Source organism: Sphingomonas kyeonggiensis (genome assembly GCF_014204495.1).
Taxonomy (GTDB): domain Bacteria; phylum Pseudomonadota; class Alphaproteobacteria; order Sphingomonadales; family Sphingomonadaceae; genus Sphingomonas; species Sphingomonas kyeonggiensis_A.
Genome location: NZ_JACHLN010000001.1, coordinates 590,732 through 609,887, shown reverse-complemented (window position 1 = coordinate 609,887; position 19,156 = coordinate 590,732). Strand labels below are relative to the sequence as shown.

The window sequence follows — 19,156 nt, the reverse complement described above, 5'->3', positions numbered from 1 at the left end:
GCCCACCGGCGCTATGGGGTGCCGGATTTTGGGCCTTCCAGCTTGATCCCGCGAGGTCGTACCCCGGGCCCCTTCGCGACCCTTGGCATCGCGAACTCCGAAAACACGGCGCCGCTGGCCATGGCGTCGTACAGGATGTTCATCTTGGCGGTGTCAGCGATCGTCCAGAGCGCAGACGGCACCGGTGTGAAGCCGTCATTGAAGTCGAGCGAGTAGCATCTCGGAATGCCAAGGGTCCCGGCAAGGGCCGAGAATTCCACGCCCTTGCGTTCGAAGATCTGCTTGTTGAACTGCGCGACGACGCTCGTCCGCATTTCACGCAACGCCTCGACCGGCTTGCCGATGGCTTCCAGCGGCGCGCTCATCACGTCGGCGCATGGGCTGCCCATATTCGGCGTCCCCAGCATCATGAGGTGCGCGACCTGCGGCTTGCCATCTGGATAGATCGGCATCGACTGGTGAATATATTGCCGCGCTACCAGGCCCCCCATCGTGTGCGCGACGATATCGACGTGCCAGGCATTGGAGAATTCCTGCGCATAGCGGATATAGCGCGCCAGCTCCGCGGCATTCTGGCGGATCGTCTTGGTGGGCTTCAGCGACGTCGCGCTTTCGCCCATGTCCATCCTCCCGTTTCCCGGCCTTTCGCCGACCGCGAATGCCGACCAATCGCCATGTGTTTGCCTGATCATGTAAGGCCAGCTTCTCCACATCGACCAATCGGCCCAGTAGCCATGGACCAGCACCAGCGGTCTGGGCGCCAGCCTCAGATTGCGCGTGACTTCGTCGATCTTCTTGTTGTTGTCCCAGATCTCGGCCTTGATCTTCTGGAATCGCCGCGCCTGGCGGCTGTCGAACCACGCATAACCCGATGTGTCCCACAGGAATTCGACGGTTTGCTCCTCGCCGGCCGGGACGTTGAACGAGACCTCCTCCAGCAGGTCGGGATGGCCTTCGGGCAGGTTCGTTAGTCGACTGTCCCCGTCCTTGAACATCAGGGTGGCGGACTGGTCCTCGTCCGAGTCATTGGCGACGATCGCTTTCAGCCGCACGATGTTGCCGTCGACCGTGCTCATCTCCGGTGTCACTTCCCGCCATGCTTCCCACAGCGGGAACTTCATGTCCTCGAATTTGAGGTCGACGAAGCGCAGCGGCGTGCTGCACCGCCGAAGGTCCCAGACGAGCGTGTCGGTGACGTTGCCGTATTTCTTCGAATAGGTGCCCGACAGATGGTCCAGGTTCGAGAGCGGCACCCGGTGCGAGCCGTCGGTGGAGAAGGAGACGGGGTCGGTGCGGCCGTAGGAAACCGGCACGTCGGTGGTGCCGCCCTTCTTGGGGTAGCACTGGCCGCTATAGCTGCTCGAGCTCGACCCGGTATTCGTCGAATGGAGCGAAGGCACGGATATGCCGATCGAATAGGCGCCGTTTGCGCTCATCGTGACGCTGACATTTGCCTCCACACCGGGGGTGGTGGCGCGCGTCTCCCGCTGCGTGGTGAAGGAGCCAGACATCGTGCGGGGCTGGCGTTCGCCGCTGCACATGCCCTGGTCCGTGGACGAGCGGCTTTCGGAGAAGCTCAGCAGCGAGGTCGCGTTGGCCGTAGCGGTGCTGTAGCCGCGCCGTTCGGGCGTCTCGCGCACCCGGATCCGTGCGGAATAATCATAGCTCGTCGTCGAGCTGGAGGTCTGGACGCCCTTGCCGGAGAGCCGCGGCTCCGATTTGGATATCGTGCTAATCTGCTTCCGCGTGAACTGGACTGACCCCGACCATCCTCTGGGGCATTGCGCGGCGCCTGGCGTTCCGGCGGGTGCCGGCGGGTTCGCCGCGCTGGTGAGAAGCAGGCCGAAAGCCAGGGGCGGGATAAGGCGCAGCTTGTTCATCGGCTCTCCCAAACGCGGTCGGTCTGGTGCGGGCCAGCGCATGGCTGCGGCGGCCCCCCGATGCACCTCCCGGCCGGGCTACTATGGGCTTTGGCGCCAACCAAGCGGGGCGCGGCCCCCTGGTCGCCGGAATGACGGCCTTGGACGCAAGGGCGGACGCATGCCGGCAATGCAACAGGGGGTGACGTAGCGGCGAGGATGCGCCATTTGCGCCGCTATGGAAGAGCCGCACCTCACAGCAAGCGCCCAGAACAAGGCGCCGCTCGCGTTCGGCGAGTTCGTCAGCCTCGTCGCCGCGATGATGGCGCTCACCGCGCTCGGCATCGATTCGATGCTGCCTGCCCTGCCGGCGATCGGCCACAGCCTCGGCGTGGCCGAGCCCAATCACCGCCAGTACGTCATCACCGCCTTCCTGATCGGTTTCGCCTTCGCCCAGCTCGCCTATGGCCCGCTGTCGGATCGCTTCGGTCGCCGCCCGGTGCTGGCGATCGCGCTCACTTCCTATGTGGTGACCAGCGTGATCGCCGCGGCGTCGGGCAGCTTCACCCTGTTGCTGGTCGCCCGTGCGGCGATGGGGGCCTCGGCGGCCGGCGCGCGCGTCGTCTCGGTGGCGCTGGTCCGCGACTGTTTCGCCGGCCGGGCGATGGCGCGGGTGATGAGCCTGGCCTTCATCGTCTTCATGGCCGCGCCGATCGTCGCGCCCAGCCTGGGGCAGCTGATCCTCTATGCCGGTTCCTGGCGGCTGATCTTCTGGGCGATCGGCGGCGTCGCGGCCGCGGTGGTGCTGTGGTTCTGGCTGCGCATGCCCGAGACGCTGGACCGGGAGAACCGGCTGTCGCTCAACCCCGCGCGCATCGTCGCCGATTACGGCCTGATGCTGCGCGATCGCCAGGCGGTGGGCTATACGATCGGCATCATGCTGCTGTCGGGCGGCATGTTCGGCTTCCTCGGCTCGGTGCAGCAGGTGATGGAGGACGTGTTCCACGCGCCGGAGCTGCTCGCGGTGGTCTTCCCCTGCGTCGCCTCGACCATGGCGCTCGGCTCTTTCCTCAATTCGCGGCTGGTGATGAAGGTCGGCATGCGCCGGATCTCGCACACGGCGCTCACCGGCATGATCGCCTTCGCCGCGATCCACCTCGCCGTGGCGCTGGCCGGCTTCGAATCGATCTGGAGCTTCACCGTGCTCCAGGCGCTGATGATGGGCTGTGTCGGCCTCTCCACCTCGAACTTCTCGGCGATGGCGATGGAGAAGATGGGCGAGATCGCCGGCACCGCGTCCAGCCTCCAGGGCTTCGTCACCACGCTCGGCTCGGCGCTGATCGGCGCGGCGATCGGCCAAGCGTTCGACGGCACCACCGTGCCGCTCTACACCGGATTCCTGCTTATGGGGGTCATCGCTTTCGTGGTAGTAGCGGTGACCGAGCGCGGACGCATGTTCCGCCCCGGCTAGGGAACGCTCGGGCGCCATCGCCGTTCGCACTCACGAGGCCCGCCGCGGTGGCGGGCGCGTTACGTGAGGACAGGCAATGGGCGGTTACCAGGTTCCGGGACGTGGTTCGGGTGACGACGGTTTCGACGAGGAAGGCTATGACGAGAGCCAGCGCGCCGAGATCCTCGAGGCGACCAATGACGGCCCGAGCGACGGCGATATCCTGACCGACCTGTCCCCCGATTTCGGCGACGACGACGATGACGACGCGGACGACCTCCGCATGGTCGATGACGAGATCGGCGAGGAGGATGACGAGGCCGAGCAGACCGAGCGCGCCATCGCCGAGGACGAGGTCCAGGACGATTTCGACGAGGACGAGCTCGACGATGACGACGATCTCGACGATGCCGACGAGGACTCGCTCGAGCCCTGAAAGCCTGTCTTGACCTGGCCCATGGAGCGGCAGACCATGCCGCCCCATGACCAGGGACCCCAGGGTGGACGCCTATATCGAGAGCCGCGCCGAATTCGCGCGGCCGATCCTGTCATGGCTGCGCGCGCGCTTCCACGCCGCGGTGCCCGAGGTGGAGGAGACGATCAAATGGTCGCACCCCTTCTTCACCCTGGCTGGCAAGCCGCTCGCCAACATGGCCGCGTTCAAGGCGCATGCGAGCTTCGGCTTCTGGAACCGCCAGGAGAATGAAACCGGCAAGGAAGGCGAGGCGATGGGCCAGTTCGGCCGCATCGAAACGCTCGCCGACCTGCCGCCGGCCGAGGAGGTCGAGCAGCTGATCCGCGACGCGGTGGCCCGGCTCGGCGAAGCCAAGCCCGCCCGTCCCCGCGCCGCCCCCAAGGGCGAGGCCGAAGTCCCGCCCGAGCTCGCCGAGGCGCTGGCCGGGGACGCCGCCGCCCAGGCCGCCTTCACCGCCTTCCCGCCCGGCTGCCGCCGCGAATATTGCGAATGGATCGCCGAGGCCAAGCGGCCCGAGACCAAGGCCAAGCGGGTGGCGGAAGCAGTCGCCTGGATGCGCGAGGGCAAGCGCCGTAACTGGAAGTACGAGAATTGCTGAACCGCTAGATCCGCGCCCCGCGAAAGCGCGGCCAAGCCCGCTTGCCAACGCCCTCCGATATGTTACGGTATATCATCATAACGAGGAGAGCTGCCATGGCCCGTGCAATCCGCGCCCGTCGTCTTCCCGATGCCGCCCCGATCGGCGCGATCAACATCACCCCGCTGATCGACGTGATGCTTGTCCTGCTCGTCGTGATCATCATCGCCATCCCGATCGCCAGCCACAAGGTGCCGGTCGATCTCCCCGTCGGCCGCGGCACCGTCGATCCGCAGCCGCCCGCGGTGCTCGCGATCGATCGCCAGGGTTCGCTCTACTGGAACGGCGCCGCGCTCGCCGATGCGGCGCTGCCCGCCAAGCTGACCACGCTCCAGCAATCGGGCGCCGCGCTGCATCTCCAGACCGATCCCGAAGCACGCTATGAGCGGTTCGACGGCGTGCTCGCGACCGTGAAGCGCGCGGGCATCACCAAGCTCGGCTTTGTCGGAAATCGACCCCTGGAAGATTGACGGGAACGGGCGCATCGGGCGTTCGTTACGCTGCCGAACGAACCAAGGATTTCCCCGATGCGCCTACCCCTTATCGCCCTGCTCGCGCTCGGCGCCTGCTCCAGCCAGCAGCCCGCCGCACCGGTCAACGCCGCGCAGGCCGAAGAGACCAACATCACCACCGATGCCTCGCCCGCGCCGCTCGACAAGGCGCCCGCGAAGGGCGCGGGCAAGGCCATCACCGCGCGCTTCCGCTGCATGGACGGCGTGCGCATCGTCGCCCGTTTCGATCCCGAGAAGGGCAGCGCCGTCGTCACCCGCGCGGGCACGACGATCACCCTCCAGCAGCAGGTCATGGCGTCGGGCATCCGCTATTCGGACGGCCAGGTCACCTTCCAGGGCAAGGGCGACGCCATGTCGTACGAGGCGCCGGGCCAGCCGCCGATCGCCTGCACCGCCATTCGCGGCTGAGACGGAATATACTCCCACACCGTCATCCCGGCCCAGGGCCGGGGTGACGAGGAATCCCGAATAGGGTGCAGCGGCATCTTGCCGCGCAAGGCGAAGCGGGGGAAACTCCTCCGATCAAGCCGGAAGGACAGATGCCCAGCTACACCGCGACGATCACCGCCGGGCCCGAGGACATCGACGAGCTCGGCCATGTCAACAATGCCGTCTGGGTGAAGTGGATCCAGGACGTGGCGGTGGCGCATTGGTATGCGGTCGCCGCGCCCGAGCATGAGGCGGCCTATTTCTGGGTCGTGACCCGGCACGAGATCGATTATCGCGGCAATGTCAGCGAAGGCGAGACGGTGACCGCCGAGACCTGGGTCCCCCATGCCCCGCGCGGCGCGCGCTTCGATCGCCACATGAAGTTCACCGGCGCCGACGGGAAGGTGCGGGTCGAGGCCAAGACCACCTGGGCGATCATCGACCGCGCGACCCAGCGCCTGATCCGCGTGCCCCCCGAAGTGGCCGCGCCGTTCCTGGCGGACTGAACGCGCCGCGCGGTCCTGCCCCGATCCCCGGCGAAGGCCGGGGCCCAGTTTCGGCGCATCGGGTTGGGACGGCCAAACCTCTCGAAAGACATTGCAACTGGGCCCCGGCCTTCGCCGGGGGAACTGCTTTGTGCCGGTGGTGGCGCCTGCCTTGAAAATCCTCCCCCAGAGCGAAGCGGCGGGGGAGGGGGACCATTCGCAAAGCGAATGGTGGAGGGGGCGCGCCAACGGCGCGTCCACCGCGTGCGGCAAGCGCAGGACGGCGTGGCTTCGCCGCGCCGCCCCCTCCGTCATGCTGCGCATGCCACCTCCCCCGCCGCTGCGCTTTGGGGGAGGATTTGAAGCCTTACCCGCTGTTCCGCAGCGCCGTCGCGATCGCGTTGATCGACAGCAGGATGCCCTCGCCGATCCGCGGATCCTCTTCGCCCGCACGATGCCGCTTGAGCAGCTCGATCTGCAGCAGGTTCAGCGGCTCGATATAGGGCAGGCGCAGCCGGATCGAAGTCTCCAGCGCCTGGTGCTTCTCGAGCAGCCGCGTCTGCCGCGTCGCCTGGAGCAGCCCGTCATGCGTCTTCTGCCAGCCCTCGCGGATCTGCCCGAAGATCTTGTCGCGCAGGCCCGCATCCTCGACCAGCGCGGCATAGTGCGCGGCGATCTCCATGTCGGACTTGGCCAGCACCTGCTCCATGTTCGCCAGCGTCGAGGCGAACAGCGGCCAGGCCGTCGCCATCTCGCGCAGCAGCCCCTTGTCCTCGAACTGCTCCATCGCCTGGCCGACGCCGTACCAGCCCGGCAGCATCACGCGCGCCTGCGCCCAGCTGAACACCCAGGGAATGGCGCGCAGGTCCTCGATCGCGTCGCTCTTCTTGCGGCTGGCCGGGCGCGAGCCGATCTTGAGCCCGGCGATCTCGGCGATCGGCGTCGCCTGGCGGAAGAAGCTGGTGAAGCCCTCGGTCTCATAGACCAGCCCGCGATAGGCCTTGAACGCGGCGTCGGAGAGCTGGTCCATCGCCGCCGCGAAACGCTCGGCATCGGCCTTGTTCAGCTTCTCCGGCTCCAGGCTGGCAAGCAGGGTCGCCGAAGCCATCGCCTCGAGGTTGGTACGCGCGCTCTCGCGCGTGCCGTACTTCGCCGCGATGATCTCGCCCTGCTCGGTCACCCGGATGCGGCCCTGCACCGTGCCCCGCGGCTGGGCCAGGATCGCCGCGAAGCTCGATCCGCCGCCGCGGCCCACCGCGCCGCCGCGGCCATGGAACAGCTGCATGCCCAGATTGGCCTTCTCGAACACCGGCTTGAGCGCGGTCGATCCGCGCGACAGCTGCCAGGTCGAGGTGAGGTAGCCGCCATCCTTGTTCGAATCGGAATAGCCGATCATCACTTCCTGGTGGCCGCGCTTCGCCGCGATCGCCGCGACTTCGGGCAGGCCGAGCCAGGCTTCCATGATCGGCGGCGCGGCTTCGAGATCGCCGATCGTCTCGAACAGCGGGATCGCCATGATATGCGCCTGCGGCTCGTCGCCGGGGATGTAGAGGCCCGCTTCCTTGAGCAGGATATGGACCTCGAGCAGGTCCGACACCGACTGCGCCATCGAGACGATGTAATGGGTGATGCAGGCCCGGCCGTACTTCGCATGCGCCTGCGCCGCGGCGCGGACGATCGCCAGCTCGGAAGCGGTCTCCTCCGAATATTCGGCATAGGGGCTGGTCAGCGGCCGCGCATTGGCCAGCTCCTTGCGGAGCAGCGCGATGCGGTCGTCCTCGGAAAGCGCGGCATAATCCTCGACCACGCCGCTGGCCTTGAGCAGCTCGGCGACCACGCGCTCGTGCACCGCGCTGTTCTGGCGCATGTCGAGCGTGGCGAGGTGGAAGCCGAAGGTCTCGGTCGCGCGGATCAGCCGGCCCAGCGCACCGCCGGTGGCGAGCGGGCCGGCACCCTCGTCGGCGAGCGCGCGGGCGATCGTCACCAGCTCGTCGCGGAACTCGCCCGGCGTCGCATAGGGTTCGGCGGCGATCGCGGCCGGGCGCGGCGGCGCCTTGCCGGTCAGCTTCTCATGCGTGGCGGAAAGCCGTGCGTACACGCCGGTGATCGCCCGGCGATAGGGCTCGTCGGCGCGGCTGCGCGCTTCGTCATGGCTGGCCTCGGCCAGCTTGAGCAGCGCTTCGCTCACTTCGACATGCTCGGTCGAGATCGACAGCTCGGCGCCCAGCGCGTGGACCGCGTCGAGATAATAGCCGAGCACCGCCTCGGCCGCGCGGGCCAGCGCGAACTGCATCGAATCGGCGGTGACGAAGGGATTGCCGTCGCGGTCGCCGCCGATCCAGCTGCCGGGGCGCAGGAAGCTCGGCGTGCGGTTGCCCAGCGCGCGGTCCCAGCGGGCATAGAGCGCCGGCAGCACCGGCAGGAAGATGTCGCGCAGATAGGAGAGGGCGGTCTCCACCTCGTCGGCAACGCCCAGCTTCTCGCGGCGCAGCACGCGGGTTTGCCAAAGGAGTGCGATCTGGCGGAGGATCGCTTCCTCCACCTGGTCGCCATCCTCGGTCTCGGCCACGCCCTGGTCGCGCAGCAGCATCAGCTCGGCGATCCGGTTCTTGTGGTCGATCATCGACTTGCGGCGCACTTCGGTCGGGTGCGCGGTCAGCACCGGGGCGACCAGCGCATGGTCGAGCAGCGCCATCACCGCGTCGCGGCCGATGCCTTCGCTCTCCAGCCGCTTGAGCGCGGAGGCGATATCGGCATCCTTCTCGCTCGCCACGCCCTGCCGGTCCTCGGCCAGATTGGCGAGCATCGAGAACAGCATGAAGCCGCGGGTGAAATCGAGCGTCTCGTCCAGGCTCAGCCGGTCGAGCCCGCGATCGACCGATCCCGATCCGGCCACGCCACGCGCCCGGTCGACCGAGGTCGATCGAATATATTCGATGCGCTTGAACAGCTCCTCGCCGCCATAGGCACGGATCACGTTGCCGAGGAGCCGACCGAGGAAGCGAACATCCTCGTTATTTGCGATTGCGAGGCTAGCCATGAGGCGCGTTGCTGCACTGCGAAACGTTACGGGGTCAACGGCAAAGCGCTTGGGGGTGCGTTTAGTTTCGCTTCTTCGGGTTGGATTGCGGCGACCTGAGCCGGAATTCTTTTCTTCTCCCCTCCCTGCAAGGGAGGGGCCGGGGGTGGGTTGCGCCTCCGGCCTTCCGGAGGCGCCCGGCGAGACGGCTGCGGAGAATAGAAAAGGCCGGGCATCGAGCCCGCCCTTCTCTAACCCACCCCTAACCCCTCCCTTGCAGGGAGGGGAATTCGAATACCGATCCACCTGCCGCTTCCCGGCGAAAGCCGGGGCCCAGGGTTTCTCTGCCGGATCGCTCCGTTACCCTGGGCCCCGGCTTTCGCCGGGGAGCGGAAGGCACTGCCTCTCAGCGCGCGATCACGCTGGCATCCTCCAGCCAGTCCGCCACCCCCGGATCATTCTCGATCAGCACGTCCGGTTCCTGCGGCGGCGCGAGATCCGGCCCGAGACCCAGCGAATCGGGGATCACCACCATGGTGGTGCCGGGGCCGACCACTTCGGCCAGCGCGCGGCGGAACGGGTCGCTGCCCTGGAAGCCGTCCGCCTGCGCGGTAAAGCCATTGCCGCCCGCATAGCCTTCGCCCGGCAGCGCCAGCCGCTTCCAGTTATACCGGCCCGCCGTCACGTCCTGCAGCACATAGGCCTGGGTGCGCTCGATCACGCCGTTGAACGCCACCGGCGCCGATCCGATCTCCACGCCGCCGCGCAGCACCACCATCCGCCGGTCGGCGCCGCTCACCACGATCGAGACCGGGCCGGAGCGCGAAAGCTCGGGCCGCCACACCGCCGGGCCGGCGGGCAGGGCGGGCATATTGGGCTGGGCGCCGATCCGCAGCGCCGGGGCCTGGTTGGTGACGATCACCGTCATCCCCAGCGCGGTCTCGTCGAACAGCAGCCGCGCGAATTCGTGCGGCAGGCGGATGCAGCCATGCGAGGCGGGATAGCCGGGCAGGTTTCCGGCGTGGAGCGCGATCCCGTACCAGGTCAGCCGCTGCATGAACGGCATCGGCGCGTTCGAATATTTGCTCGATCGGTGCCACTTCGCCTTTTGCAGGATGGTGAACACCCCGGTCGGCGTGCGGTGCCCCGCCTTGCCGGTCGATACGGTCGAGACCGCGATCGGCACCCCATTACGATACGCGACCACGCGCTGCGTCGCGATGTTGACCACCACCAGCATCGGTCCCCTGGGGGCGATCTCGGGCACCCAGAGGAACTGGCCGGGCCGCAGCCGCTCGACCGATGCCATCACCGTGCCGTCGCCGATCGGCTGCATCTGCGCAGCGCCGGCGGTGGCGAGCAGCGCGGTGGCGGTAGTGAGGGCAAGCGCGCGGAAGCGCGTCGATCGGAACAAGGCTGGGGTCCCCGGGGGAGTGACGTCATGACATCCTATCAGCACGGAGGCGTTCCGAAAACCGGGCGGTTGCACGACGTGCGGGACACCCTAACTTGGGTGCATGACTCCGGCGGACGGCATCGCGAACCGGCTGCGCACCGCGCTGATCGGGCAAGTGCGCGCGGTGTTCAATGATCAGGCGCGCGGGGAGAAGCCGGTCCAGCGCAAGCCGGACGAGAGCCTGTTCGGTCCCCGGTCGGTGGTGTGGCGGGTGCACGGCGACGTCACCACGATGATGGTCGGCGGCGTCGCGGCGCTGCTGCTCCAGATGCTCCATCCCGCGGTGCTTGCGGGCGTGTGGGATCATTCGACCTTCCGTGGCGACATGCTCGGCCGGCTGCGCCGCACCGCGCGCTTCATCGCGGTGACGACCTATGGCTCGGCGGTCGAGGCCGGGGAGATGATCGACAAGGTCCGCGACGTGCACACGCGGGTGAAGGGGGTGCTGCCCGATGGCACGCCCTATGCGGCGGACGATCCGCACCTGCTCGCCTGGGTGCATGTGACGGAGGCGGTGAGCTTCCTCGATGCGTGGATCCGCTATGCCGAGCCGAACATGAGTCTCGCGGATCAGGACCGTTACTTCGCCGATTTCGCCCGTATCGCCGAAGCGCTGGGCGCGGTTCGAATCCCTCGCCGCCGGGCCGACGCGGATAATTTTATCGCGGAAATGCGTCCCGAGCTGGTCGTCGATGCGCGTACGCGGGAAGTTGCCCGCATGGTCCTCGACCAGCCGGCGCCGAGCATGGCGGTGAAGCCCTTCCAGGCGTTGACCTTCGGTGCGGCGGTCGATCTGCTGCCCGATTGGGCGCGGGCGATGCACGGTCTCTCCAGCGCCGGCCTGGCTACGCCGGCGGTACGCATCGGCACCCGCGGCGTCGCCAGCACCCTGCGCTGGGCGTTCCGTTAGTCCTCGGCGGTGTCGGTGTCGGTGTCGTCCTGGGCCAGCGCGATCGAGACGGTACCCCGGCCGCGACGGGCCAGGCCGATCTCGTTGGCGGCGGCGCGCGAGACGTCGATCAGCCGGTCCTTGCCCCAGGGCCCGCGATCGTTGATCCGCACCACCACGCTCCGCCCGGTCTGCACGTCGGTCACCCGCACGCGGGTGCCGAAGGGCAGGCTGCGATGCGCGGCGGTGAAGTCGCTGGGATCATAGGCCTCGCCGCTGGCGGTGCGCTTGCCGGCGAAGCGGTCGGCATAATAGCTGGCCTCGCCGGTGGCGATCGCGGCTTCGGGTGCCAGTCCGGGGGCATTGGCATGGGAGATCGCGCAAGGGGAAAGCAGCATTGCCGCAATGGCAATCGCCAGCCCCCGCTCAAATCCTGCCCCCATTACCCGTGCCTTGCAGTTGTCCCCGCCGCGGACCTGCCGCCGATCGGTGAACAAATCCACACCGGAGGACTGATCCTGCGGCATATGGTGGTTGCGCGGCGACGAACCGCGCAACCACCGCGCTTTCAGGCCGCGTCGAAGGCGAGGGTGTAGGTATAGCTGCGATAGGGCGTCGCCGATCCGGCCGGCGCCTCGGTGCGGTGGCGCACCAGCATCAGGTAGATCCCGGCATCGCTGGGCTTCAGGGCGAAATTGCCCTGCGAATCAGAGGTCACCGTGGCGACGATCTTCTTGCCGTCATAATTGCCCGCCGCGCGGAACAGCGTGACTTCGGTATTGGCCAGCGGCTTGCCGTCGAAGAACAGCCGGAACTTCGCGTCGCTGCCCGCGCTGATCTCGCTCGGATGGGTGATCGCCTGCACTTCCAGCGCGGTGCCGATCGGCTTGAGCGCGCCGTTGCTCGCCGCGCCCCGCGTCACATAGGCCTCGGCCAGCGTCGTGCTCTGCACCGCGACTTCCTTGGCACCGGCCGGCGGCGCACCATCCTCGCCGGCGATGATCCATTTGCCGCCGACGGAGTACATCTTGCCCATCCGGCCCAGCCGCTGGCCGGTGGTAAGCCGGTAGGTGCCCTCGGCCGACAGGTCCGCCTCGAACACGGTCAGGTCGCGCAGATAGGTCGGCTTGCCGACTTCGCCGCGCGTGCCGTCCGGCTTGATGAAGTGGAAGGGCGCGTCCTTCATGCCGATCTCGGGCACGAACGGGTCCTCGCCGAACGAGGAGGTCACGGTCACATGATCGCCCTTGCCCACGTCGAACAGCGTCGGGAGCAGATAGGGCATGTGCGCCTGGGCGGCGCTGCCCAGCGCGATGGCGCCGAGCGCGCCCAGCAGGATCAGTTTCGGAAATCGCATGATCGGCCCCCGTGAAAGCAGTTGGCGATCGATTATTGCGATTCACTATCAATCGCAAGTGCGGATCGGGAACAGGGCGGCCTTTCCGGAAAAAGGCCGCCCCCCGGTCTCAGTTTCCGGCAGCGTCCCGCATCCGCCGGGATTCCGCCGATCCCTCGTCGAGGAACACATAGAGCGCGGCGATCCTGCCGCCCTCGACCAGGATGAAGTCCCAGCCGGTATAGGCCGGCGCTTCGCCGCGCGGTCCCGATCCCCAGCCGAGCCGCCCGGCATTGTGGAGCATCTGCGGATTGCCCGGCGCATAGGCGAAGTCGGGATGCATCGCCCGCAGCGTGCCGGCGAAGTCGGCGATCGCGGCATGGCCGGTGACCGGCCCGGTGGGGGCGTAGAGCACGCCGTTCTCGGCCCAGAGTTCCTCGATCGCGGCGCGGCGCAGCCCGGCATCGCTCTCGCCGAAGACTTCCTCGAGGTTGCGCAGCAGCAGCTCGCGGATGCGATCGGCGGATTCGCTGTTCGGTACCATCTCGTCCTCCATCAACAGGAATCTCCCCGGAGCCAGGCCCCGGGGAGCTTTCGTCCTCAGATCTGGGCCTGCCCGCCATCGACGAACAGCTCGACGCCGTTGACGAAGCTGGCATCGTCCGAGGCGAGGAACAGCACCGCCCTGGCGATCTCCTCGGGCTGGCCGACGCGGCCGGCGGGGATCAGGCTGGCCAGATAGTCCTTGGTGCCCTCGGCCTGTTCGCCGCCGCCGAACAGCTCGTTGAGGCCGGCGGTGTCGGTCACGCCCGGGCTGACGGCGTTGACGCGGATGCGACGGTCCTTGAGGTCGAGGATCCAGTTGCGCGCGAAGTTGCGGATCGCCGCCTTGGTCGCCGAATAGACGCTGAACGCCGGCGTCCCCGAGATGCTGGTGGTCGAGCTGGTCAGGATCACCGAAGCGCCGTCCTTGAGCAGCGGCAGCGCCTTCTGCACGGTGAACAGTACGCCCTTCACATTGGTGGCGAAGGTCTTCTCGTAATGCTCCTCGCTGATCGCGCCCAGCGGAGCCATCTCGCCGCCGCCGGCATTGGCGAACACCACGTCGATCTGCGCGTGCTGCTGCTGGACCGCGTCATAGAGCCGGTCGATATCGGCGAGCTGCGCCATGTCGCCACGCACCCCGGTCACCCGCCCGCCGATCGCCTTCACCGCGGCGTCGAGCGCGTCCTGGCGGCGGCCGGTGATGAACACCGATGCGCCTTCGGCCGCGAATGCCTTTGCCGTGGCCAGGCCGATGCCGCTCGTGCCGCCGGTCACCACCACCACCTTGTCCTGGAACTTGTTCGCCATCGTCTGTCTCCTTCGGTTCGGCAAAGCGCCGTTGCCCGCACGAGATGCAGCGTGAACGATGATGCGTGTAGTCGGCTAATATGGCACTTAGCGTTCCATTGGAGGAACGATGATGCGGGTGGATCTCAACGACTATGCCTATTTCGCCGAGGTCGTCGCGCATGGCGGGTTCGCCGCGGCGGGGCGGGCATTGCGCGAGCCCAAGTCGAAGCTCAGCCGCCGCATCGCTGGGCTCGAGGCGCGGCTGGGCCTGCGGCTGATCGAGCGGTCGAGCCGGCGCTTCCGCGTCACCGATACGGGCCAGGCCTTTTACGAGCGCTGCCGGGCAATGCTGGCGGAGGCCGAGCAGGCCGAGGCGCTGGTGCTGCAGGCCCAGGCCGAGCCGCATGGCCGCATCCGTTTCAGCTGCCCCACCGGCATGCTCGAGCCGATCGCCGGCCTGATCTCGTCCTTCCTGCAGCGCTATCCCAAGGTCCGGCTCCAGCTGGTGGCGACCGATCGCCCGGTCGACCTGATCGCCGAGCGTGTCGATCTCGCGTTGCGGGTCCGCGCCAGCCTCGCCAGCGATGCCGCGCTGACGATGCGCTCGCTCGGCAAGTCGACCCGCATCGTCGTCGCCAGCCCGCAACTGGCCAATCGGATCGAGACGATCGAGCAGCTCGGCGAAGTGCCGGCGCTCGCGACCAGTGACGCGGCCGATGATCTCGAATGGCATCTCGAGACCGAAGCGGGGCGCAGCCATGTGCTGCGCGTCGAACCGCGCCTGGGCTGCGAGGACATGGCGGCGGTGCGCAGCGCCGCGATCGACGGGCTGGGGGTCGCGATCCTGCCCGATCATGTCTGCTTCGATGCGCTGGAGTCCGGCCGCCTCGTCCGCGTGCTCCCCGAATGGCGCGGGGTGCAGGGCATCGTCCATCTGGTTTTCACCACCCGCCGCGGGCTGCCGCCCGCGGTGCGCGCGCTGATCGATCACCTCGCCGCCGGCTTCCCCCGCGCCCGCGCCTAGCGCGCGTTCGACCAGGTCGAGAGCACGACCTGGCGCTCCACCTTGTCGTCGTTGCGCAGCGTCAATTTCCAGGTGGCGCGAGCGATCGCCCGGTCGACCAGGATGCCGCGGAACAGCTGGCTCGCCTCGGGCTTGCCCGCCAGGTTGCTGCCCAGCGGTGCGCCCTTGTCGTCGGCCAGCGTCACGGAGACGCTATTGGCGGCGACGAAGGTGACTCCGAAGTTCCGGGCATCCTCCACCGGGATGGCGATCTCCATCACCTGCCCCGGTGCAAGCATTGCCACCTTGGAGAAATCCCCCGCATCCGGATCCTTCGGATCCGCGAGCCCGAGGAATTCCAGGCAGGCGCGGGCGAATTCGAATAGCCGCCCGCCGCCGCCGCCCGGCAGTAGCGCGGCAAGCTTGTCCTGCGCGCCCTGCTTGCCCGGGCCGATGGCAAGGCGCGGCTTCACGAAGGACGAGAATTGCGCGGCCCCGGTCAGGCTGGTGTGGATGGTGCGCTCCACAGCATGATCCTCGATCGTCCAGATCGCGGAGGGTTCGGCAACCACCCCGTCGTTCATCGCCAGCATCCTGCACACCGGCGGCAACGGGTTTCCGGCCAGGATCGAGAAGGGCACGCCCTTGCGGTTGACGTTCACCTGGTTGAATCGCAGCACCGATACCGGCCGCAGCTCGCGCAGCGCATCCATCGATTTGCCGGCCAGCTCCAGCGGGATGCTGATCAGGTCGGCGCAGCTGCTGCCCCGGTTGGGCGTGCCCAGCATCACCAGGTGCCCCACCTGCGGCTTGCCGTCCGGATAGATCGGCATCGCCGCATGGATGTAGCGCCGGCTGATCAGTCCGCCCATCGAGTGCGCGACGATGTCGACATGCCAGGCATTGCGATCGGTCTGGGCATATTCGACATAGCGCGAAAGCTGGGCGGCATTTTCGTCGATCGTGTTGGTGGGCGCGAAATTGCCGGGCTCGTCGCCGGTCCGCATCCGGCCATGCTCGGGCTTCTCGCCCACCGGGAACGCCTTCCAGTCATAGGAATGGCTGGTGGTCAGGATGTTCTGCTAGATTTCCCAGGCCTGCCAGTTCGACCACAGGCCGTGGACGAGCACGACCGGCTTCGGCGCGACCTTCAGGTTGCGCGTCATCTCGTCGGCCTTCCTGCCCTTGTCCTCCACTTCGGCGCGGATGCGCTGGACCAGCCGGGGGCGGCCGTCGTCGTACCAGGCATAGCCCGAGCTGTCCCATTCGAAGGTGATGTCGCGCTGCTCGCCCGCCGGTACGCTCATCGTGCCTTCGTCCAGCGTGCTGTCCGGCTTGGCGCCATCCCATTTGTCGCCCTTGTAGGTCTCGCGCAGCTTGAGCGTCGCCAGCTTCTCTTCGGGGCCGTCATTGGCGACGGTGGCGGTGATCCGCACCAGATTGCCGTCGATCGTGCCGGTCTGCTCGGTGATCTTCTGCCAGGCGCCCCAGGTCGGGAAGCGCATGTCCTCGAACTTGAGGTCGACCAGCCGCAGCGCCCCGCCGCAGCGACGCAGGTTCCAGCTGATCGTGTCGGTCGCCCCGGCAAGCGTCTCGGAATGGCTGCCGGTCAGCCGGTCGGGCTCGCGCGGATCGACCCGGTCCGATCCGTCGCTCGAGAATTGCACCGGGTCGATCGTCGTCGGCAGGTCGGCGATGGTGCGGTTCACGCCCTCCTTCGCCTTGCACTGTCCGCGGAAGCTGCCCGATTCCGATCCGGACACAACGCCCTTGATCTCGGGCAGGCGCACGCTGACGCGATAGGTGCCTTCGGCGTCCATCCCGATATTGACGTCGGCGTCGAGCCCGTTGCCATTGGCGCGCGTCTCGCTCTTCGAGACGAAATTGCCCGATACCGTGCGGTACACGCGCTGCTGCATGCACATGTCGCTGTCCTCGGCCGCCTTGGTCTCGGTGGAGATCGACTTCAGGTTGATGTTCGCCCGGCCCAAGCTGATGTCCGGATTGTCCGTCGCGCGCACCGTCACCTGCGCGGCATAGTCATAGGTCATCGACCAGCTGGTCGTGTCCGTGCCCTTGCCGGATACGCGCGCCACCGTCTTGTTCTGGCTGTTCGCCATGTGCCGGCTGTACTGGACGTTGCCCACCCAGCCGCTGGTGCATTTCGCCGGCGCGGCCTTCATCCCCGCGGCTGCCGGCACGGTCGCGCTCGACAGCATCAGGCCCGCTGCCAGCGCCGGCAAGGTGCGTAGGACGATCATACCGGAAACTCCCGTTGGTGCTGCGGCCAGCTGTCGCCGGCGCGGCTCGCTGTCGCCCCGGAAATTGCGGGGGCGGGCGCGGGCGCGACGGGCAGGGCGCTGCCGCGATGGGGCCCGCCGCCATGGCGATGAAACCCGATGCGAACCGGCTGGGCTCGCCCGTCCGCTCCTGTGCCCCATGCGGCGGAAGGATGCGCGGGGCGGCGCGATGTCCGGCCTGGTCGCGCATGCGGCGGGCTTCGTCGCGGAGCGGTTCGCCCGCAGCGCCGATGACCGGCTTGGGCGTGCGCACATGGAAAGCACCGGGCGCCAGACCTAGCGGAGCGCCGTTCTCGGCTCTTCGCCATCGGGGGCGATGGCTTCTGCGCGTTGCCTTCGCCGCGCCTCACGAAGCGCAGCCGAGCCACGCCACTTTGTGAAAGCCGGACGGATGAGACAGATGTTCAACCTTGCCATGCTCGGCCTGTTCGCGGCGTCCTCCGCCGCGCCGGTGCCTACAGCGCTGGCCGCGCCCGTCGACAGTCGCGCCCCGAAGAAGCTGGTCCAGCGCTGGACCGCCGGCGCGGCCGATCCGGGCGCCGGCCTGCCCGGCTGGACCTCGAAGGCGCCCGACATCCATGTCCACCAGCCGGCCAATCTGGCGCGGATTCCGGTGGCCGAGATCGACCTGCTGCGCCGCCGCGCGATGGTCGCGTTCGAGGCGCTGATGCGGCAGCCTTCGCTGCGCGACGTGCGCGGCACCAGCCTCCAGGCGGACATCAACATCTCGGTGGTGCCGACGCTGGAGGGCGTGCGGCTGGTCGCGGCGATCTTCAGCATCCGCGCCAAGAGCGTCATCGCCGGCAAGCCCGACACGGTGCTGCGCGATGGCCGCTACATCACGCCTTCGGAAGAGGGTGCGGTGCTCAACGTCCACCTCAATCCCTATGACATGATGGCCCGCCGCCGGGTCCAGGCCGAGGGGCTGTGGGGCGGCGGCCTCCAGATCCGCACCGGCGCCGCCTATGGCCTCTACGTCGCCGATCAGCTGCCCGACTATGATCCCGATGCGGAATATGCCTGGGCCCCGCGGCCGCTCGCGCTGCAGCTCCAGCAGGATCGCAGCTGGTACCAGCCCGGCGCGGCGGGCGTGCATCCGCTGCTCGTCAATGTCTCGAGCTATTCCCAGGAAAATGACGATCTGCGCAGCGACCGGCTCAGTCCCGAGCGCCCGGTCGCCCGCCTCGCCGCGGCGATGTTCATGACCGACTGGGAAGACGTCCGGCGCCGCATGAAGGCGGTCCGGTAACCGCGCGCATCACCCGCATCGATCAGGAGTAGACCATGCAGCATCTCTATCGTGCGGCGGCGCTTGCCGCTGCCTTTCTCGCCACCACCCAGGCCGCGCAGGCCCAGGGCTTCCTCAAGCGCCTCGCCGAACGCGCCGTGGGTCATGCCGAGAGCGAGCCCGAGCAGAAGGTCCGCCAGGGTGTCACCAGCGCCGTGGACGGTGCCGGCCGCAAGCGCGCGCGCAACCCCGAGGCGGCACCCGAAGGCGATGCCGGGGCGAGCGACACCGGTGGGAACGGGCAGCCTGCGCCGGCGCCTGCGGCCGCCAGGGCGGTTCGCTATGTCGGCGACATCGCCGTCCCGGCGGACGTGGAGGCCCAGAAGACGCGATACAACAAGTTCGGCGAAGTCAGCTGCAACGATTGCGAAGGCGGGATCGACTTCGACGGCCGTCCGAAATTCGAGTTCGACGAATTCAGCGGCAAGTATAACGAGCGCGCGATGCGCCTCGGCACCTGGACGGTCGGGCAGAGTCTGCGCTGGCAGGGCAAGGCCTCGGTCGGCACGCTGACCCTGCTCCGCGAGGAGACCGTCGACGGCTTCCGCTGCCGCCGGCTCGAATATCGGCTGGTCAGGGGCAAGGCCTCGGCCAGCCGCCCGAGCCTGATCTGCTGGGGGCTGGCCAGCAGCGCCTCGTCGGTGGAGAACTGGCACGAAGTCTATTGATCGCGCCGCCTTGGG

20 protein-coding genes are annotated in these 19,156 nt (G+C 68.0%); 11 read left to right on the top strand and 9 right to left on the bottom strand.

Annotated features, from left to right (window positions below; all coding sequences use genetic code 11):
- Positions 1–11: 11 nt before the first annotated feature.
- Positions 12–1,880, bottom strand: coding sequence for a hypothetical protein (locus HNP52_RS02940; protein WP_184162247.1), 1,869 nt, complete (start codon positions 1,878–1,880; stop codon positions 12–14).
- Positions 1,881–2,097: 217 nt separating this feature from the next.
- Here HNP52_RS02940 and HNP52_RS02935 point away from each other — a divergent pair, with 217 nt between their 5' ends.
- The 6 genes from HNP52_RS02935 to HNP52_RS02910 all read left to right on the top strand — a co-directional run bounded on the left by HNP52_RS02935 (position 2,098) and on the right by HNP52_RS02910 (position 5,868).
- A complete protein-coding gene (locus HNP52_RS02935; protein WP_184162244.1) occupies positions 2,098–3,330 on the top strand; it encodes a multidrug effflux MFS transporter in 1,233 nt (410 codons plus the stop codon).
- 76 nt (positions 3,331–3,406) lie between these two features.
- A complete protein-coding gene (locus HNP52_RS02930; protein ID WP_184162241.1) occupies positions 3,407–3,745 on the top strand; it encodes a DNA primase in 339 nt (112 codons plus the stop codon).
- 46 nt (positions 3,746–3,791) lie between these two features.
- Entirely contained in the window at positions 3,792–4,382 is a 591-nt protein-coding gene (locus HNP52_RS02925) for a YdeI/OmpD-associated family protein (RefSeq protein ID WP_184162238.1), read from the top strand.
- 95 nt (positions 4,383–4,477) lie between these two features.
- Positions 4,478–4,891: a biopolymer transporter ExbD gene (locus HNP52_RS02920; RefSeq protein ID WP_184162235.1), complete on the top strand. Its 414-nt coding sequence runs from the start codon at positions 4,478–4,480 to the stop codon at positions 4,889–4,891.
- A 57-nt stretch (positions 4,892–4,948) separates the two neighbouring features.
- Entirely contained in the window at positions 4,949–5,341 is a 393-nt protein-coding gene (locus tag HNP52_RS02915) for an MliC family protein (protein ID WP_184162232.1), read from the top strand.
- A gap of 131 nt (positions 5,342–5,472) precedes the next feature.
- Positions 5,473–5,868 (top strand): thioesterase family protein, encoded by a 396-nt coding sequence (locus tag HNP52_RS02910; RefSeq protein ID WP_184162229.1) that lies wholly within the window; start codon positions 5,473–5,475, stop codon positions 5,866–5,868.
- Between the two features lie 346 nt (positions 5,869–6,214).
- Here HNP52_RS02910 and ppc read toward each other — a convergent pair whose 3' ends face one another.
- A complete protein-coding gene (ppc, locus tag HNP52_RS02905) occupies positions 6,215–8,887 on the bottom strand; it encodes a phosphoenolpyruvate carboxylase (RefSeq protein WP_184162226.1) in 2,673 nt (890 codons plus the stop codon).
- Positions 8,888–9,272: 385 nt separating this feature from the next.
- On the bottom strand, positions 9,273–10,280 hold the full coding sequence (locus HNP52_RS02900) for a L,D-transpeptidase (RefSeq protein ID WP_184162222.1): 1,008 nt from the start codon (positions 10,278–10,280) through the stop codon (positions 9,273–9,275).
- Between the two features lie 103 nt (positions 10,281–10,383).
- On the opposite strand from HNP52_RS02900, the gene HNP52_RS02895 reads away from it, so the two are divergent.
- Positions 10,384–11,232 (top strand): oxygenase MpaB family protein, encoded by an 849-nt coding sequence (locus HNP52_RS02895; RefSeq protein WP_184162219.1) that lies wholly within the window; start codon positions 10,384–10,386, stop codon positions 11,230–11,232.
- On the opposite strand, the gene HNP52_RS02890 is transcribed toward HNP52_RS02895, so the two are convergent.
- The 4 genes from HNP52_RS02890 to HNP52_RS02875 form a co-directional block, all read right to left on the bottom strand.
- Positions 11,229–11,609: a septal ring lytic transglycosylase RlpA family protein gene (locus HNP52_RS02890; RefSeq protein WP_260395870.1), complete on the bottom strand. Its 381-nt coding sequence runs from the start codon at positions 11,607–11,609 to the stop codon at positions 11,229–11,231. The two genes, HNP52_RS02895 and HNP52_RS02890, sit on opposite strands and share 4 nt — an antisense overlap.
- Before the next feature lie 170 nt (positions 11,610–11,779).
- The gene (locus HNP52_RS02885; protein WP_184162213.1) at positions 11,780–12,568 is read right to left on the bottom strand and encodes a DUF4198 domain-containing protein; all 789 of its coding nucleotides are present in this window, start codon (positions 12,566–12,568) and stop codon (positions 11,780–11,782) included.
- A 109-nt stretch (positions 12,569–12,677) separates the two neighbouring features.
- On the bottom strand, positions 12,678–13,103 hold the full coding sequence (locus tag HNP52_RS02880) for a nuclear transport factor 2 family protein (protein ID WP_260395869.1): 426 nt from the start codon (positions 13,101–13,103) through the stop codon (positions 12,678–12,680).
- Between the two features lie 44 nt (positions 13,104–13,147).
- Positions 13,148–13,900 carry an SDR family NAD(P)-dependent oxidoreductase gene (locus tag HNP52_RS02875; RefSeq protein ID WP_184162211.1) on the bottom strand — a complete coding sequence of 251 codons (753 nt, stop codon included), beginning with the start codon at positions 13,898–13,900 and terminating at the stop codon, positions 13,148–13,150.
- A gap of 112 nt (positions 13,901–14,012) precedes the next feature.
- Between HNP52_RS02875 and HNP52_RS02870 the strand changes: the two genes are divergently transcribed.
- Positions 14,013–14,906, top strand: coding sequence for a LysR family transcriptional regulator (locus tag HNP52_RS02870; protein WP_184162208.1), 894 nt, complete (start codon positions 14,013–14,015; stop codon positions 14,904–14,906).
- Here the strand turns inward: HNP52_RS02870 and HNP52_RS02865 are convergent.
- On the bottom strand, positions 14,903–15,919 hold the full coding sequence (locus HNP52_RS02865; RefSeq protein ID WP_184162205.1) for a triacylglycerol lipase: 1,017 nt from the start codon (positions 15,917–15,919) through the stop codon (positions 14,903–14,905). The genes HNP52_RS02870 and HNP52_RS02865 overlap by 4 nt on opposite strands.
- Before the next feature lie 48 nt (positions 15,920–15,967).
- Complete coding sequence (locus HNP52_RS02860; protein WP_184162201.1) at positions 15,968–17,146, bottom strand: hypothetical protein; 1,179 nt, start codon at positions 17,144–17,146, stop codon at positions 15,968–15,970.
- Positions 17,147–17,324: 178 nt separating this feature from the next.
- Between HNP52_RS02860 and HNP52_RS02855 the strand changes: the two genes are divergently transcribed.
- The 3 genes from HNP52_RS02855 (at position 17,325) to HNP52_RS02845 (ending at position 19,141) form a co-directional block, all read left to right on the top strand.
- Complete coding sequence (locus HNP52_RS02855) at positions 17,325–17,465, top strand: hypothetical protein (protein ID WP_184162198.1); 141 nt, start codon at positions 17,325–17,327, stop codon at positions 17,463–17,465.
- Positions 17,466–17,585: 120 nt separating this feature from the next.
- Positions 17,586–18,434: a hypothetical protein gene (locus tag HNP52_RS02850; RefSeq protein ID WP_184162196.1), complete on the top strand. Its 849-nt coding sequence runs from the start codon at positions 17,586–17,588 to the stop codon at positions 18,432–18,434.
- 35 nt (positions 18,435–18,469) lie between these two features.
- Positions 18,470–19,141 (top strand): hypothetical protein, encoded by a 672-nt coding sequence (locus HNP52_RS02845; protein ID WP_184162193.1) that lies wholly within the window; start codon positions 18,470–18,472, stop codon positions 19,139–19,141.
- The last annotated feature ends 15 nt before the right edge of the window (positions 19,142–19,156 follow it).

Coding starts and splice junctions, on each gene's coding strand:
- HNP52_RS02890 (WP_260395870.1), bottom strand. CDS start 11,609: ATGCTGCTTTCCCCTTGCGCGATCTCCCATGCCAATGCCCCCGGACTG.
- HNP52_RS02930 (WP_184162241.1), top strand. CDS start 3,407: ATGGGCGGTTACCAGGTTCCGGGACGTGGTTCGGGTGACGACGGTTTC.
- HNP52_RS02845 (WP_184162193.1), top strand. CDS start 18,470: ATGCAGCATCTCTATCGTGCGGCGGCGCTTGCCGCTGCCTTTCTCGCC.
- HNP52_RS02935 (WP_184162244.1), top strand. CDS start 2,098: ATGGAAGAGCCGCACCTCACAGCAAGCGCCCAGAACAAGGCGCCGCTC.
- HNP52_RS02880 (WP_260395869.1), bottom strand. CDS start 13,103: ATGGAGGACGAGATGGTACCGAACAGCGAATCCGCCGATCGCATCCGC.
- HNP52_RS02915 (WP_184162232.1), top strand. CDS start 4,949: ATGCGCCTACCCCTTATCGCCCTGCTCGCGCTCGGCGCCTGCTCCAGC.
- HNP52_RS02940 (WP_184162247.1), bottom strand. CDS start 1,880: ATGAACAAGCTGCGCCTTATCCCGCCCCTGGCTTTCGGCCTGCTTCTC.
- HNP52_RS02870 (WP_184162208.1), top strand. CDS start 14,013: ATGCGGGTGGATCTCAACGACTATGCCTATTTCGCCGAGGTCGTCGCG.
- HNP52_RS02860 (WP_184162201.1), bottom strand. CDS start 17,146: ATGATCGTCCTACGCACCTTGCCGGCGCTGGCAGCGGGCCTGATGCTG.
- HNP52_RS02885 (WP_184162213.1), bottom strand. CDS start 12,568: ATGCGATTTCCGAAACTGATCCTGCTGGGCGCGCTCGGCGCCATCGCG.
- HNP52_RS02855 (WP_184162198.1), top strand. CDS start 17,325: ATGCGGCGGAAGGATGCGCGGGGCGGCGCGATGTCCGGCCTGGTCGCG.
- HNP52_RS02875 (WP_184162211.1), bottom strand. CDS start 13,900: ATGGCGAACAAGTTCCAGGACAAGGTGGTGGTGGTGACCGGCGGCACG.
- HNP52_RS02920 (WP_184162235.1), top strand. CDS start 4,478: ATGGCCCGTGCAATCCGCGCCCGTCGTCTTCCCGATGCCGCCCCGATC.
- HNP52_RS02925 (WP_184162238.1), top strand. CDS start 3,792: ATGACCAGGGACCCCAGGGTGGACGCCTATATCGAGAGCCGCGCCGAA.
- ppc (WP_184162226.1), bottom strand. CDS start 8,887: ATGGCTAGCCTCGCAATCGCAAATAACGAGGATGTTCGCTTCCTCGGT.
- HNP52_RS02850 (WP_184162196.1), top strand. CDS start 17,586: ATGTTCAACCTTGCCATGCTCGGCCTGTTCGCGGCGTCCTCCGCCGCG.
- HNP52_RS02910 (WP_184162229.1), top strand. CDS start 5,473: ATGCCCAGCTACACCGCGACGATCACCGCCGGGCCCGAGGACATCGAC.
- HNP52_RS02895 (WP_184162219.1), top strand. CDS start 10,384: ATGACTCCGGCGGACGGCATCGCGAACCGGCTGCGCACCGCGCTGATC.